The sequence below is a fragment of the Rhizobium subbaraonis genome (assembly GCF_900220975.1).
In the GTDB taxonomy this organism is placed as follows: domain Bacteria; phylum Pseudomonadota; class Alphaproteobacteria; order Rhizobiales; family Rhizobiaceae; genus Mycoplana; species Mycoplana subbaraonis.
This window is the reverse complement of the sequence record NZ_OBQD01000002.1, coordinates 327,668-341,030: the sequence shown is the minus strand read 5'-3', so window position 1 is coordinate 341,030 and position 13,363 is coordinate 327,668. Positions and strand designations below refer to the sequence as shown.

The following is a 13,363-nucleotide window of genomic DNA, read 5'->3' as shown; positions in this document are numbered from 1 at the left end:
GGGGCCGCCTCCACCGCTGGCCGCCATGCTGTCTCTGCCAACAGCTAAGGCATCATTCTGTCAAATGTCAACGTCCTTGACATTTGATGAGAGCCTATCCTAACGTGGCGTCAATGGGAGGAGAGAATGAGCGAACAGGCAGTGTTTCGCATTGAGAGCGTGCGCAAGTCCTTCGGGCCGGTAACGGTACTTCAGGGTGTGGACCTCGACCTCAAGGCAGGCGCAGTAACGGTCTTGATGGGTGCCAACGGCGCCGGCAAATCCACGCTCGTGCGCATCCTCTCAGGCGTCTATACGCGCGATGCCGGCAAGATCACGCTTGCCGATGCGGCCTTTGATCCGGCAACGCCGGCCGAGGCGATCCGCGCAGGCGTCGTGACCGTGCACCAGAACATCAATGACGGCGTCGTCGCCGATCTCGATGTCGCGACCAACCTCACGCTTGACCGGCTGAACGGACGCGGCGCGCGGCTGCTCTTCAATCCACGGCGGGTGCGGCGCGAGGCAGCCGCCGTCGCCTTCCGCATGGGCCTCGCCATTGATCTCGCCGCCGACATCAACGATCTCACGCTTGCCGATCGCCAGATGGTGGCGATCGCGCGCGCCATGGCGCATGAGCCGAAGGTGCTGATCCTCGACGAGCCGACCTCCTCGCTCTCCAGCGCGGAGGCGGACCGACTGTTCGAGCTCGTCGATCGCCTGAAGGCACGCGGCGTCGCCATTCTCTATATCTCGCACCGGATGTCGGACATCCGCCGCCTTGCCGACAGCATCGTGTCGCTGCGCGACGGCCGCATCACCGGGCGTTTCGAGGGGTCGGAACTCGACTATGAAGGCGCGGTCAATGCCATGCTCGGCCGGAAGGTGTCCGCCGGCGCCGTTGCCGTGCGCCAGGCGGGCCGTCCGGTCTTCAGCGTGCGCGGCCTCAAACTCTCCGAACAGACGCGGCCCTTCGATTTCAATCTGGGGGAAGGCGAGATCGTCGCCGTCACCGGTCTGGTCGGTGTGGGCAAGACGGCGCTGGCCGAAACGCTTTTTGGCGCCCATGCCCCGGCAGCCGGTGAAATGATGCTGGACGGCGCGCGCTATGCGCCGAAGACGACCGGGCAGGCGATTGCCCGTGGTGTCTTCCTTGTCGCCAAGGATCGCGCGATCAGCGGCATCGTGCCGGATTTCAACATCTACGAGAATATCAGCCTGCCGTTCCTGCGCCGGCTTTCCTCCCTCGGCATCGCCAGCCGCCGGGCGGAGAAGGCGAAGGCGCGCCAGCAGATTTCCTCGCTCGGCGTCGTCTGCCGCAGCGAACGCGACGAGATGCAGACCCTTTCGGGCGGCAACCAGCAGAAGGTCATGGTCGGCCGCTGGCTCTCGGAGCCCTCGCGCCTGCTTATTCTCGACGAGCCCTTCCAGGGCGTCGACATCGCCGCTCGCCGCGATATCGGCGAGAAGCTGCGGGCGTCCGCGTCCGGGCGAACCACAATTCTCTTCCTGACGGAACTCGATGAAGCCTTCGAGGTCGCCGACCGCATCCTCGTGATGTCGGAACAGACCATCGTCGGTGAGCACCGCAATGCCGACATCGATGTCGAACGGCTGCTGTCCGAGATCGCCGGTCAATTCTAACAACGGGTCAGCGCATGATGATGAGTGAACAGAGCAAATCCGCTACCACCGGCGCCGTCCCGCCGGCCGGCCTCAACATCCGGGACACGGCGATCAAGTACGGCTTCCTCGTGCTGCTCGCCGGCATGGTGCTCTATTTCTCGGTGGTCACCGGCGGCTTCGCCTCGCCGCAGAGCGCGGTGTTCATCCTGCAATCCGTCTCGATCACGGGCATTCTGGCGCTGGGTGTCACGGCCACGCTCGTCGTCGGCGGCTTCGACCTTTCCATTGGCTCCGTTGCCACGACCGCCATGATGGCCTCGTCCTATGTGATGGTGGTGATGGGCGGCGACGCGGTGACGGCGACGCTCGTCTGCCTTGCGGTCGGCGTGCTCGTCGGTCTCATCAACGGCATCATCATCGTCTACATGCGCGTGCCGGATCTGCTGGCGACGCTCGGCATGATGTTCCTGTTGCTCGGTCTCCAGCGCATCCCGACCGAGGGGCGCTCGATTGCCACGGGAATGACGCTGCCGGATGGTTCGACGGCAACAGGCGCCTTCAGCCCGGCCTTCCTGGCGCTCGGCCGGCACCGCTTCGATCTGATCCTGCCCAATCTCGTGCCTGTCTCGGTGGTGGTGCTGATCGTGCTTGCGATCGTCATCTGGTTCTTCCTCGAATACACTCGCTTCGGCCGCATGATGTATGCCGTCGGCTCCAACGAGCGTGCGGCAAGCCTCGCCGGCGCGCCGGTCAATGCCTACAAGATCTCGGCCTACATCATCTCCGGCGTCTTCGCCTCGATCGGCGGCATCCTGCTTGCGGCCCGGCTGGGACGCGGCGACATCGCCTCGGGCAACAACCTGCTTCTCGACGCGGTCGCCGCAGCGCTCATCGGTTTCGCCGTGCTCGGGGCCGCCAAGCCGAATGCCTTTGGCACGGCCATCGGCGCGCTGTTCGTCGGCATCCTCCTGCAGGGCCTGACGATGATGAACGCTCCGTACTACACCCAGGATTTCGTCAAGGGCGCCGTCCTCGTCATCGCCCTGATCTTCACCTTTGCATTCTCGAAAAGAGGCAAACGCTGAGTGTGGGAGCGCTCGGCGGATAATGAACGTTCACCAGTGGAGGAGACTGAAATGAACCTTACGCGCAGAACCCTGGGCAAGATTACGCTCGGGCTGATGGGTGCGGCGGCATTCGCCGTGCCGTCCCTTGCCGCCGATATGCCGAAACCCTTCGACAAGCCCGGCGATGTGAAGATCGCGCTCGTGCGCTATCTTTCGACCGGCGACTTCTTCCAGTCCTACCTTGCCGGCGTGGAAGCGCAGGCCAAGGCGCTCGGCGTCCAGCTACAGGTCCTGGACAGCCGCCAGGACGCAGCACTGCAGGCGGACATGGTCGACCAGGCCATCGCGCTCGGTGTGGATGGCATCATCATCCAGCACGGCCTGACGGAATCGATGAAGGAAGCCGCGCAGCGTGCGGTCGATGCGGGCATCAAGGTCGTCGCCTTCGACGTGAACGTCGAGAACGACAAGATCCCCCAGGTCGAGCAGTCCGACCGTGACCTGGCCCGTCTCGCGCTCGAGCAGGCGGTCAAGGACAACGGCGAGAGCTTCAAGGCCGGCTACGTCTATGTCGCCGGGATCGCGCCGCTCGACCGTCGCGACGAGACCTGGAAGGAGTTCAAGGCGAAGTACTCGGGTATCAAGGAAGCCGCCCAGTTCGGCACGATGGACAACCCGATCGCCAATTCCGTCGCCAACCAGGCGCGTTCGGTGATTTCCGCCAACCCCGACATAACCGTGATGTTTGCCCCCTATGACGAATTCGCCAAGGGCGTGAAGATCGCCGTCGACGAAGCGGGCCTGTCCTCCAGCGTGAAGATCTACTCGGCCGACATCTCGACCTCTGACATCGCTGCCATGCGCGAATCCGGCTCGGCCTGGGTTGCCACCGCTGCGACGAACCCGGCGGTGGTCGGCCAGGTGTCGGTGCGTTCGCTCGCCATGTTGCTTGCCGGCGAAGACCCGGGCAAGCAGGTCATCGTTCCCCCCACGCTGATCACGCAGCAGGATCTCAACGATCAGGACATCAAGAACATGGAAGAACTTGGCGCGAAGCTGCCGCAGTTCGCCCATGCCGATGTCGCCATGCCGGCATGGATGCCGAAACCCTGATTTGTCGGGTGAGGGAATGAAGAAGGGGCGGTCCATCGGGCCGCCCCTTTTTTATGTCCGGTGGAGCGGGCGGAGCAGCTTGCCTGCCCCGCCAGGAAACTCACCGCATCGCGGCAGCGATGTTGCCGCCGTCCACGGTGGTCACGTCGGCGGTGGTGCGTTCGGCAAGTGCTTGGTGCACGAAAGCGCGGGCAACGTCGTCTGCTGTGACCTCGAGGCCGAGCAGGTTGCCGCCCATGTACTCCTTGACGGAGAGGCCGCGGGCCGCTGCGCGGTTGGCGATCATCTCGTCGTTGAGCAGGCCAGAGCGGATGCGATCGGCATTGACGGCATTGACGCGGATATTGTCGGCGCCATGTTCCAGCGCGTACTGACGCGAAAGGAAGAGTGTCGCCGCCTTCGGCAGGCCGTAGGCGCCGAATTTCGCGCCCGGATTGACCGCCTGCTTTGAGGCGTTGAAGAGCAGCACGCCGCCCGTCTGCTGCGCCTTCATGATCCGCACGGCGTTCTGCGCCACGGTCTGATGGGCGAAGAAGTTCAGCTCGAAGCTCTTGCGCAGCAGCGCGTCGTCCATCGTTGCGATCGGGCTTTCCCAGGCGGCCCCGGCGTTGGAAACGACGATGTCGACGCCACCGAAGACGGCGATCGCCTTGTCGAAGGCGGCGCGCACCGAGGCGGGGTCGGTGATGTCGCAGGCAATGCCGATGGAGTTGTTGCCGGCCGCCTGGGCAACCGCCGCCGCCTTCTCGCCATCGAGATCGAGCGCAACGACATGTGCGCCCTCGGTCGCAAAGGCCTTGACGACGGCTGCACCGATGGCGCCGGCACCGCCGGTGACGACCGCGACCTGCCCGGTGAAGGGTTTCGGTTTGGCACCCGCCAGCTTCGCCTGCTCCAGCGACCAATATTCGAGGTCGAAGAGATCGGGTCGGCTGACTGGCTCGAAGCGGCCGACGGATTCGGCATCCCGTGCCGCCTCGATCCACATCTCGCCGACGTCGACGGCGATCGTTGCTTCCTTGAAGGTTCGCCCGTGGCCGAACATGCCGAGACCAGGCACCAGCGTCAGGCGCGGCATGGGGTCGAGCATGATACGCTTGACGTCGTCACGGGCGTCGTTGCTGCGGAAGTAATCGGTATAGTCGGCGGCAAAGGCAGCCACGCGTTCGTCGATGACAGCGCGGTAGCCGGCGAGATCGTCCTTTGCCGGTGCCGGCAGTACCATCGGACCGGTCTTGATGCGGATGGAAAGATCGGGCGTGGAAACTCCGCGCGCAGCCATGTCGGCAACCTCCACCGCATTGACGAAGTCGAGAATGGCGGGTGACGTGCGGAAGACGTTGACCATGCGGTCATAGCGACCTTCGCTCTTGCAGACGGCGACGGCGCCGCGCAGCATGGGGGAGATGTCGTTGGCGCCTGCCAGCGAAGCGGGCAGGGCGGCCGGCGTGAAGGGGGTGCGGCCGTTTTTCCTAATATGGTCTTCGGCGACCGTGACGTAGTGGATCATCCGGTCATAGGCCTCCTTCGCGGTGTCGGCGAAGGTGAAGATGCCGTGCTTGTCGAGAATAAGTCCCTCGACCGTCGGGTCCTGTTCGAACACCTCGGCCGCAGCCTTGGCCAGCGCGAAGCCGGGCATGATATAGGGCACGAAGCCCATCCTGTTGCCAAAGAGGTCGGTGCACATCTCCCGGCTCTTCGACTGGTCGGCGATAGCGAGAATGGCGGTCGAATGCGTGTGGTCAACGAATTTGTGCGGCAGGAAGGCATGCAGCAGCGCTTCCACCGATGGGTTCGGCGCGGCGGGGTCGATCAGGTTGGCGCGCAGCAGCGTCACCATGTCCTCGTCCGAGAGCTTTTCAAGCTTGCGGCTCTTCAGCAGCGGGGCGATCTTGACGGCGGGCAGGCCCGGCGGCTCGATCGTGCCCATGTCCCAGCCGCTGCCCTTGACGCAGAGGACGGCATGGGTGTCACCCACGAGATCGGTCACCTCGGTTTTTACGGAGGTGTTGCCACCGCCATGCAGCACCAGCCGCGGTTCACCGCCGAGCAGTCGTGTCGTATAGGTGCGCAGCGCCAGGTCGCGGTCGACGCCCTTTGCGGCATAGCCTGCGACGACCTTTTCCGCCTCGTCGTCGCGCCAGAGATTTTCCATCGTGTTACAGCCTCCCGATAAACCGGCCCAGCCGGCATCGGCGGACCTAGATATGCTGGCTCAAGCCTTGCTCGAACCGGTCTTTCCAAGCCCTTCCCGGGTCCAGCGTTCAAGGACCCGTCGCGCCATCGAGGTGGTGATGACGAGATGCGAGGCAAAGCCGCCCTTCAGCGCTGCCATCAGCGGCTCAAACTTGTTGTCTTCCTGCACGACGAGCATGCGTTTCCTGATCGCCCGGATGGATTCGAGATCGGCGGAAATACAGCGGCGGTTGTGGTTGCAATCCAGCGACTGGCCGTCGTGATCGATCAGCTGGCCGGCGATGACACCGGCGGCACCCTTCTCGCCCATCGCATGCATGTCGGCGGCCGAAAGCGCGCCACATTTGACGAGATGGCTGTCGTCCTCGATGCCGCCGACGGAATAGAGCGCGAGATCGCAGTGCGAAATGGTCGCAAGCTGTTCCTTGATAACGGGTTCGCCGCGCAGTTCATCGGCGAGGCGCTCGGAGGAGAGGACGAGCGGCGCATAGAAATTGATACCTTCCGCATTAAGGCGGCGGGCGATTTCGGTGGTGCACTGGTCCGGCCGGTAAGAGTATGGCGCGCCAAGGTTGCCGCAGAGCTGCACGACGGTAACGCCGCGCAGGTCCGCAAACGGCATGACGTCGGCGATGTGGTAGACGGTGCGGCCCCATGCCACACCGACCCGGTCGCCCTTGTTGAGGAGTTCGAGGAAAACCGAAGCAGCAACGACGGGCATCTCCGCTGCCGGATCCATCGCCTGTCGGTCTTCCGGTACCAGCCATGCCGTGTTCAGCCCCGTCGCGTCTTCAAGCTCCCGGGCAAGCACATCGTCGGAGAAGAGTTCCGAAGAGGTTGAGATGGTAACGATCCCCATCTCGCGTGCCTTGCGCAGATACATGGCGATGGAGGCGCGCGAGATCTCCAACCGTTGGGCGACTTCGTCCTGGCGTAGTCCGTGGTTGTAGTAGAGCCAGGCGGCCTTGTGAATGATTTGATCGTTGGCGCGGATGGGCATATGAGTCTTTCGTAGATCGTTTTGACATTATTCATCAACACTGACAAAAGTCAATCGACCCTGGCGCGAGATGCGCGGTCTCGTCGTTTCGCAGCAGACGCATCATGTGCTGGTCTTGCGAGAGAGTTATCGCGTGGTCGATCAGATCGTCGCTTCCTCCGCTATCGCTAATCGTTTGCCCATGGCGTCTCGTACTCGCCATCGTGCTTGACGAGACGCAACTGACGTATTAATAGTGACGAAATAAGAAAATCGTCATTCGAAACGAAGGGCTGAATCGGACATGGCCGGAGCAATGGAGACTGTCGCAGATGCCGCGCGGCAGGAGAACGTGGCCCGTATTCTCGATGCAGCCGAGCGCCTGTTCCGGCACTATGGCTACTCGAAGACGAACGTGGCCGACATTGCCCGTGATCTCGGCATGTCGCCCGCCAATATCTATCGTTTCTTCGCCTCGAAGGCCGAGATTCACCAGGCGCTCTGTGCGCGGATGCTTGATGGCGTTTATGCCGTGGCACTGGAAATCTGCCGTTCGAAGGAAAGTGCGGCCGACCGCCTTCGTCGCTACAGCCTGGCCCAGTATCGGCTTACCGTCGAGATGATGATGGACCAGGAAAAGGTCCACGAGATGGTCGTCGTCGCTCTGGAGCGAGATTGGCATGTCATCGACAAGCATATCGACCGAATGAACGCGCTCCTTGCCGAAGTCATCCGCGAAGGAATTGCAGCCGGAGAGTTTCCCGAGCAGGACGCCAATGTTGCAGCACGTTGCTTCGGAGCGGCGACCGTGACGATGTGCCATCCGCAAATGGTGGCGCAGTGTCTGGCGAAGGAGAACCGCGCGACACCCGACGAACTGATCGATTTCGCGATCAGGGCACTGAAGAAGTAGACAGGCGGCCAAGCCGCCATCCGACACATTGCTATTCAATCAGGAGTGCGAACAATGTTTTCGCCGAAGGTCACACGCGTGCCTATTTCGTTGCCAAGCATGGTGATGCTGATGGCTCTTGGTCTCGTCCTTTCCGGGTGCTCGGAGGAAAAGGTCGAGACGAAGGAAATTGTCCGGCCCGTCAAGGTCGTAGTGGTTGCGGACGCCGGCGAAGCACCAAAACTCGAATATTCCGGCTCGGTCAAGGCCCGGACCGAGATGAACCTCGGCTTCCGTGTGGCCGGCAAGATTACAGAGCGGCGCGTCAACATCGGCGATCGTGTGCAACCCGGCGACTTGCTGGCCCGCATCGATCCGACGGACTACCAGCTCGCCGTGAAGTCGGCACAGGCCAACCTCGTCGCCGCAGAGAAGCAGGTGGAGACGGCCGGGCTCGCCAAGGCTCGTGCCGAGCAGCTTTTCGCCAAGAACGTCACCTCCAAATCCCAGCTCGAAGAAGCAGCGCTTGCGCAGGAGCAGGCAGTCTCGACGCGAGACGCGGCGATTGCCTCCCTAGACCAGGCCGTCAACCAGGTGCGCTATACGGATCTCACATCCGAGCAGAGCGGCATCGTGACGGCCGTCAATGCCGATATCGGACAGGTGATCGGTGCAGGATCGCCCGTGGTGGCCGTCGCCGTCGACGGCGAGAAGGAAGCGGAAATCGCCGTACCTGAAATGGACATCGCCAAATTCCGGCCCGGCCAGGCGGTCACGGCGCGGTTCTGGTCGGACGAGGGGCTCGTGCTGGACGGAAAGGTCCGTGAGGTCGCGGGCAGCGCAGACCGGCAGTCGCGTACCTTTGCCGTGCGCGTCAGTCTCCCGAACGACCAGCGGGTGCTTCTTGGCATGACGGCCACGATAGAAACAACCGGCGAGGTCGGACGCCGTCCCATTTCCGTTCCCCTCAGCGCGCTTTCCGAGAAGGAAGGTAGGAAGATCGTGTGGGTCGTCAAGCGTGAGACCGGGACGGTACATGCCCGCGAGATCGCTGTCGCCGACTTCAGCGGCGACGGTGTCAACGTTATGCAAGGCCTTCAGCCCGGCGACATCGTGGTTGCCGCCGGTACGCAGTTCATGAGCGAGAATCTGAAGGTGAAGCTGCCGGCGACCGAAGCGTTGTCTGCCCGGGCAGAAACCGACCAGATCATTCGCTGACCCCGACATCGACAGAACGGAATGACGCCATGAGTGCCTCGACCTCCGACCGCAAGCCGTTCAACCTCTCCCGTTGGGCGATCGGCCATCCGAGCATTGCCCGCTTCCTCTTTGGCCTGATCATTGTCACAGGCGTTCTGGGCCTGATGCGCATGGGCCAGAAGGAGGATCCGGACTTCACCTTCCGCATCATGGTGGTCCAGGCGATCTGGCCGGGCGCCTCCATCGAGGAGATGCAGGACCAGGTGGTCAACAAGATCGAGCGCAAGCTGCAGGAAACCCCCCATCTCGATTGGGTGAAGTCCTATACGCGCGCCGGCAGCGCGATCATCACACTCCAGGTCCAGGGCGACACCGATGCCGCCGACGTCGCCGACGCGTTCTATCAGGTCCGCAAGAAGGTGAGCGACATCTCCGGCGAACTGCCGGAAGGCGTGCTCGGCCCCTATTTCAACGACGAGTTCGGCGACACCTTCATCACGCTGCATTCGCTCAGCGGCGACGGCTACAGTTATCCCGAGCTGAAGCAGTTCGCGATCCAGGCGCGCGACATGCTGCTGACGACACCCGGCGTCGAGAAGGCCGTCATCATCGGCGACCAGCCGGAGAAGATTTATGTGGACGTATCCTCAAAGGCGCTGGCCGAGCGCGGGCTAACGATCGTTGACCTGCAAAACGCCATCAAGGGACAGAACAATGTCGACCCGGCCGGCAGCGTCGATACCGGCACGCGGTCGGTCCGCATCTCCGTCGAAGGCGGTGTCGATCGGGCAGAGGACATCCGCGAGCTTCGCCTGCGCACCGGCAGCCAGGTGATCCGTCTCGGCGATATCGCGACCGTCACTTCCGGCCTCGAGGACCCCTACCAGCGCAAGTACCGCTTCAACGGCCACGACAGCGTGCAGCTCGGCGTAGTTATGGCCAAGGGCTTCAACGTTACCGATGTTGGAAAGGCAGTCGACGAAACCTACGCCAGGTTCGAAAGCAGCTTGCCCTATGGGGTCGCCGTCGACCAGATCTCCAATCAGCCCGAGGTCGTCACCGAGGCGATCGGCGAATTCATGAAGGCGCTCGGCGAGGCTCTCGTCATCGTGCTGGTGGTGTCCTTCCTGTCGATCGGCTGGCGCTCGGGCCTGGTGATCGCGATCGCCATTCCGCTGGTGCTCGCCGCCACCTTCGCCATCATGTACGAGCTCGGCATCGACCTGCAGCGCATCTCGCTCGGCGCGCTCATCATCGCTCTCGGCCTGCTTGTCGATGACGCGATGATCGTCGTCGAGATGATGGAACGAAAGCTGGAGGAGGGCCTCGATAAGGTCGAGGCGGCGAGCTTCGCCTACTCATCGACTGCCTTTCCGATGCTGACCGGCACTCTGATCACCACCGCCGGCTTCATTCCCGTCGGGTTCGCGGAATCGACCGCCGGCGAGTATGTCCGCTCGCTGTTCTTTGTCGTCGGCATCGCTCTCGTCGTCTCGTGGTTCGTCGCCGTGTATTTCACCCCATGGCTTGGCCACATGATCCTGAAGCAGCGCGCGCATGCGGGCGAGCATCACGACGTTTTCGACACCCGCTTCTACAAGCGGTTGCGGGCTACCGTCGGCTGGGCGGTGCGCCATCGCGTCGCCGTGCTCCTGCTGACGCTCGGCACCTTCGCAACCAGCCTCTGGGCTTTCCAGTTCATTCCGCAAAACTTCTTCCCGCAATCGTCGCGGCCGGAGATCCTCGTCGACCTGTGGCTGCCGGAAGGCACCAGCATCAAGGAGGTCGAAAATCAGGCGAAGGCGCTCGAGGCCCGGATGATGGACGACCCGGACAAGCGCTTCATCGCCACCTATATCGGCGAAGGCGCGCCGCGCTTCTTCTTGCCCCTCGACCAGCAGTTGCGCAATCCGAACTTTGCCCAGCTTCTCGTCATGGCCAACGACGAGCCCGCGCGCGAGAGGCTGATCGTCAAGCTCAGAACCGTCCTTGCGGAGGAGTTCCCCTCGATCCGCGCGAAGGTTGATCGCCTGTTCCTCGGGCCGCCGACCGGCTGGCCGGTGCAGTTGCGCGTGATGGGGCCCGACCGCCAGGAGGTGCGTCGCATCGCCGATGCGGTGAAAGCGAAGTTCCTTGAGAATCCTCTGCTCGGCGCCGTCCATGACGACTGGCTGGAACCCGTGCCGGAGATGAAGCTGGTGATCGACCAGGACCGCGCCCGCGCGCTGGGCGTCACCTCGCAGCGAATCCGCCAGATGCTGCAGGCAGCCATGGCCGGGGTGCCGCTCGACGATTTCCGCGACGGCGAGGAAACCGTATCGATCGTCGCCCGCGAGCCCGATTCCAACCGCCGCCTGCTGTCGGCCGTCAACTCGATCTATGTTCCAACCGATTTCGGCGGCTTTGTCCCGGTATCCCAGGTCGCCAAGGTCGTCCCGGTGCTGGAGCAGGGCATCGAATGGCGGCGCGACCGCCTGCCGACGATCACCGTTCGCGCCACCCTGCCGGATGGCGTCCAGTCGAACGACATGACGATGAAGCTCTATGACGAGTTGAAGGGCCTGCGCGACGGGCTGGCTCCCGGCTACAAGGTCGAGATCCAGGGCGGTGCCGAAGACGCGGCCGAAAGCCAGGCCTCGATTGCGGCGAAGGCGCCGATAATGCTGCTCGTCATCGTCCTGCTGCTGATGGTGCAACTGCAGCACTTCGGCAAGGCGATGCTGGTGCTCGCCACCGGTCCGCTCGGAATCATCGGCGCTGCCGCCGCACTTCTGATCAGTGGAGCGCCTTTCGGCTTCGTGGCGATCCTCGGCGTCATCGCGCTGCTTGGCATCATCATCCGCAACTCCATCATCCTCGTCGACCAGATCGACCAGGACATCGCCGCCGGCATGGAGCGCTCCGAGGCGATCGTGGGCGCTGCCGTGCGGCGCTTCCGGCCGATCATGCTGACGGCGCTGGTGGCGGTTCTGGCGCTGATCCCGATCTCGCGCGGCGTCTTCTGGGGACCGCTCGCCTACGCCATGATGGGCGGCATCCTGGTCGCCACGGTTCTGACCATCCTGGTCCTGCCGGCCGCCTATGCGCTCTTTTTCGGCAGGGAGAAGAAGCGCCCGGTCGATGCGCCGCTTGTGGACAGTGCTGCTGGCGGGGACGGCGAAGTTCGGACGCTTCCCTCCCCGGTGGCTATCGCGGCCGAGTAGCAGGCGGGAGCCATGGACCGAATCTGTTCAAGGTCGCGTTGTTTGCCGCGCGATCAGTTCCACCGGCACGACATGGGCATGTCCCGAAATATCGGAGGGGTCAGTTTCCAGTATCGACGCGACTGCGCTGACAATGGCGCTCACCGGTTGGCGGATGGTCGTCAGCGCGTGCGAGGGCCATCCGGCTTCTTCGATGTCGTCGAAACCGACAATTCCGATCTCTGCCGGCACGTCCAGACCCAGGTCGAAACGGCACGTGTTGAGAAAGCCAAGTGCGATGCGGTCGGTGGTGCAGAAGACGCCGTCCACCGCGTTGCTTGTTCGTAACTCCCGCGCAGCATCGCGACCGCTTTCATAGCCCCCGTCGCCGCCCAGCCAGTGTCGTACCGTCAGGCCGTGCTCTGCCGCAGCCTCAACGAAACCCTGTGCGCGGCGGCGCTGGCTTGGCGTGTCGGATGCCCCGCGTACGACGGCGAGGCGGCGATAGCCCCGTTCGATCATGTGGCAGGCTGCAAGCCTGCCCCCGGTACGGTCGTCTGTCTGGATGATGTCTACGTTCCCGCTTTCCTGCACCCGGTTGATGAGGATGGTGCGCTGGCGGCTCTTCAGACATTGCTCGACAAGCTTCTCGGATGGCGCGCCCGACAGGATGATGACTGCCTTCACGCGATATTCGAGTACAAGGTTCATCATCGCCGCTATGTCGCGCCGTGCGCCGCTATTCAGAAGAAGAGTCTGCAGCTCCCGGTCCGCCAACATCGCGCTGAGGGCATCGATCTGCGTGGCGATGAAGGGCTCTGACAGCCTGGAGGCGAGGATCGCCACAAGGCTGGACTCCGAGGTCAGCAGCGACTTCGCCAGCCGGTTGATCCGGTACCCCATCTCTTCTGCGGCCAGCAGCACCTTTTCCCGCACTTCGGGGGACACATAGGCGCCGGGGGTGAAGGTGCGTGACACCGCCGAGCGCGACACGCCCGCCCGGTCCGCCACCTGCGCTGACGTCACAAAGTTTCTCTTCATCTTCCCCACCCAAGGTTCGATCGCCGTGCTCCGTCGTCATAAAACTGAAGCACGGCGTTCCTATTGTGCACACGAGTGCAGATGGCGC

At 63.3% G+C, this 13,363-nt stretch carries 9 protein-coding genes; 6 read left to right on the top strand and 3 right to left on the bottom strand.

Features of this window, described 5'->3' with window-relative positions; genetic code table 11:
* Nucleotides 1-126: 126 nt before the first annotated feature.
* The 3 genes from CRO48_RS03875 to CRO48_RS03865 are packed head-to-tail and all read left to right on the top strand — an operon-like array spanning nt 127 to nt 3,785.
* A complete protein-coding gene (locus CRO48_RS03875; protein ID WP_097136477.1) occupies nt 127-1,623 on the top strand; it encodes a sugar ABC transporter ATP-binding protein in 1,497 nt (498 codons plus the stop codon).
* A 17-nt stretch (nt 1,624-1,640) separates the two neighbouring features.
* Nucleotides 1,641-2,690 carry an ABC transporter permease gene (locus CRO48_RS03870; protein WP_176526654.1) on the top strand — a complete coding sequence of 350 codons (1,050 nt, stop codon included), beginning with the start codon at nt 1,641-1,643 and terminating at the stop codon, nt 2,688-2,690.
* 51 nt (nt 2,691-2,741) lie between these two features.
* Nucleotides 2,742-3,785, top strand: coding sequence for a substrate-binding domain-containing protein (locus tag CRO48_RS03865; RefSeq protein ID WP_097136475.1), 1,044 nt, complete (start codon nt 2,742-2,744; stop codon nt 3,783-3,785).
* Nucleotides 3,786-3,885: 100 nt separating this feature from the next.
* Here CRO48_RS03865 and CRO48_RS03860 read toward each other — a convergent pair whose 3' ends face one another.
* Both CRO48_RS03860 and CRO48_RS03855 read right to left on the bottom strand, forming a co-directional pair.
* Complete coding sequence (locus CRO48_RS03860) at nt 3,886-5,940, bottom strand: bifunctional aldolase/short-chain dehydrogenase (RefSeq protein WP_097136473.1); 2,055 nt, start codon at nt 5,938-5,940, stop codon at nt 3,886-3,888.
* Between the two features lie 60 nt (nt 5,941-6,000).
* The gene (locus CRO48_RS03855; RefSeq protein ID WP_097136471.1) at nt 6,001-6,981 is read right to left on the bottom strand and encodes a sugar-binding transcriptional regulator; all 981 of its coding nucleotides are present in this window, start codon (nt 6,979-6,981) and stop codon (nt 6,001-6,003) included.
* A 295-nt stretch (nt 6,982-7,276) separates the two neighbouring features.
* Between CRO48_RS03855 and CRO48_RS03850 the strand changes: the two genes are divergently transcribed.
* The 3 genes from CRO48_RS03850 to CRO48_RS03840 are packed head-to-tail and all read left to right on the top strand — an operon-like array spanning nt 7,277 to nt 12,255.
* Nucleotides 7,277-7,873, top strand: a complete 597-nt coding sequence (locus CRO48_RS03850) for a TetR family transcriptional regulator (protein WP_245423414.1) — start codon at nt 7,277-7,279, stop codon at nt 7,871-7,873.
* A gap of 54 nt (nt 7,874-7,927) precedes the next feature.
* Entirely contained in the window at nt 7,928-9,070 is a 1,143-nt protein-coding gene (locus tag CRO48_RS03845; RefSeq protein ID WP_097136467.1) for an efflux RND transporter periplasmic adaptor subunit, read from the top strand.
* 29 nt (nt 9,071-9,099) lie between these two features.
* The gene (locus CRO48_RS03840; RefSeq protein ID WP_097136465.1) at nt 9,100-12,255 is read left to right on the top strand and encodes an efflux RND transporter permease subunit; all 3,156 of its coding nucleotides are present in this window, start codon (nt 9,100-9,102) and stop codon (nt 12,253-12,255) included.
* A gap of 27 nt (nt 12,256-12,282) precedes the next feature.
* Here CRO48_RS03840 and CRO48_RS03835 read toward each other — a convergent pair whose 3' ends face one another.
* A complete protein-coding gene (locus CRO48_RS03835) occupies nt 12,283-13,275 on the bottom strand; it encodes a LacI family DNA-binding transcriptional regulator (protein ID WP_097136463.1) in 993 nt (330 codons plus the stop codon).
* Nucleotides 13,276-13,363: the final 88 nt, after the last annotated feature.

Bases quoted from the DNA above. Each gene is read 5' to 3' on its own strand.
- CRO48_RS03850 (WP_245423414.1), top strand. From the start codon at position 7,277: ATGGAGACTGTCGCAGATGCCGCGCGGCAGGAGAACGTGGCCCGTATT.
- CRO48_RS03855 (WP_097136471.1), bottom strand. From the start codon at position 6,981: ATGCCCATCCGCGCCAACGATCAAATCATTCACAAGGCCGCCTGGCTC.
- CRO48_RS03860 (WP_097136473.1), bottom strand. From the start codon at position 5,940: ATGGAAAATCTCTGGCGCGACGACGAGGCGGAAAAGGTCGTCGCAGGC.
- CRO48_RS03845 (WP_097136467.1), top strand. From the start codon at position 7,928: ATGTTTTCGCCGAAGGTCACACGCGTGCCTATTTCGTTGCCAAGCATG.
- CRO48_RS03875 (WP_097136477.1), top strand. From the start codon at position 127: ATGAGCGAACAGGCAGTGTTTCGCATTGAGAGCGTGCGCAAGTCCTTC.
- CRO48_RS03840 (WP_097136465.1), top strand. From the start codon at position 9,100: ATGAGTGCCTCGACCTCCGACCGCAAGCCGTTCAACCTCTCCCGTTGG.
- CRO48_RS03835 (WP_097136463.1), bottom strand. From the start codon at position 13,275: ATGAAGAGAAACTTTGTGACGTCAGCGCAGGTGGCGGACCGGGCGGGC.
- CRO48_RS03870 (WP_176526654.1), top strand. From the start codon at position 1,641: ATGATGAGTGAACAGAGCAAATCCGCTACCACCGGCGCCGTCCCGCCG.
- CRO48_RS03865 (WP_097136475.1), top strand. From the start codon at position 2,742: ATGAACCTTACGCGCAGAACCCTGGGCAAGATTACGCTCGGGCTGATG.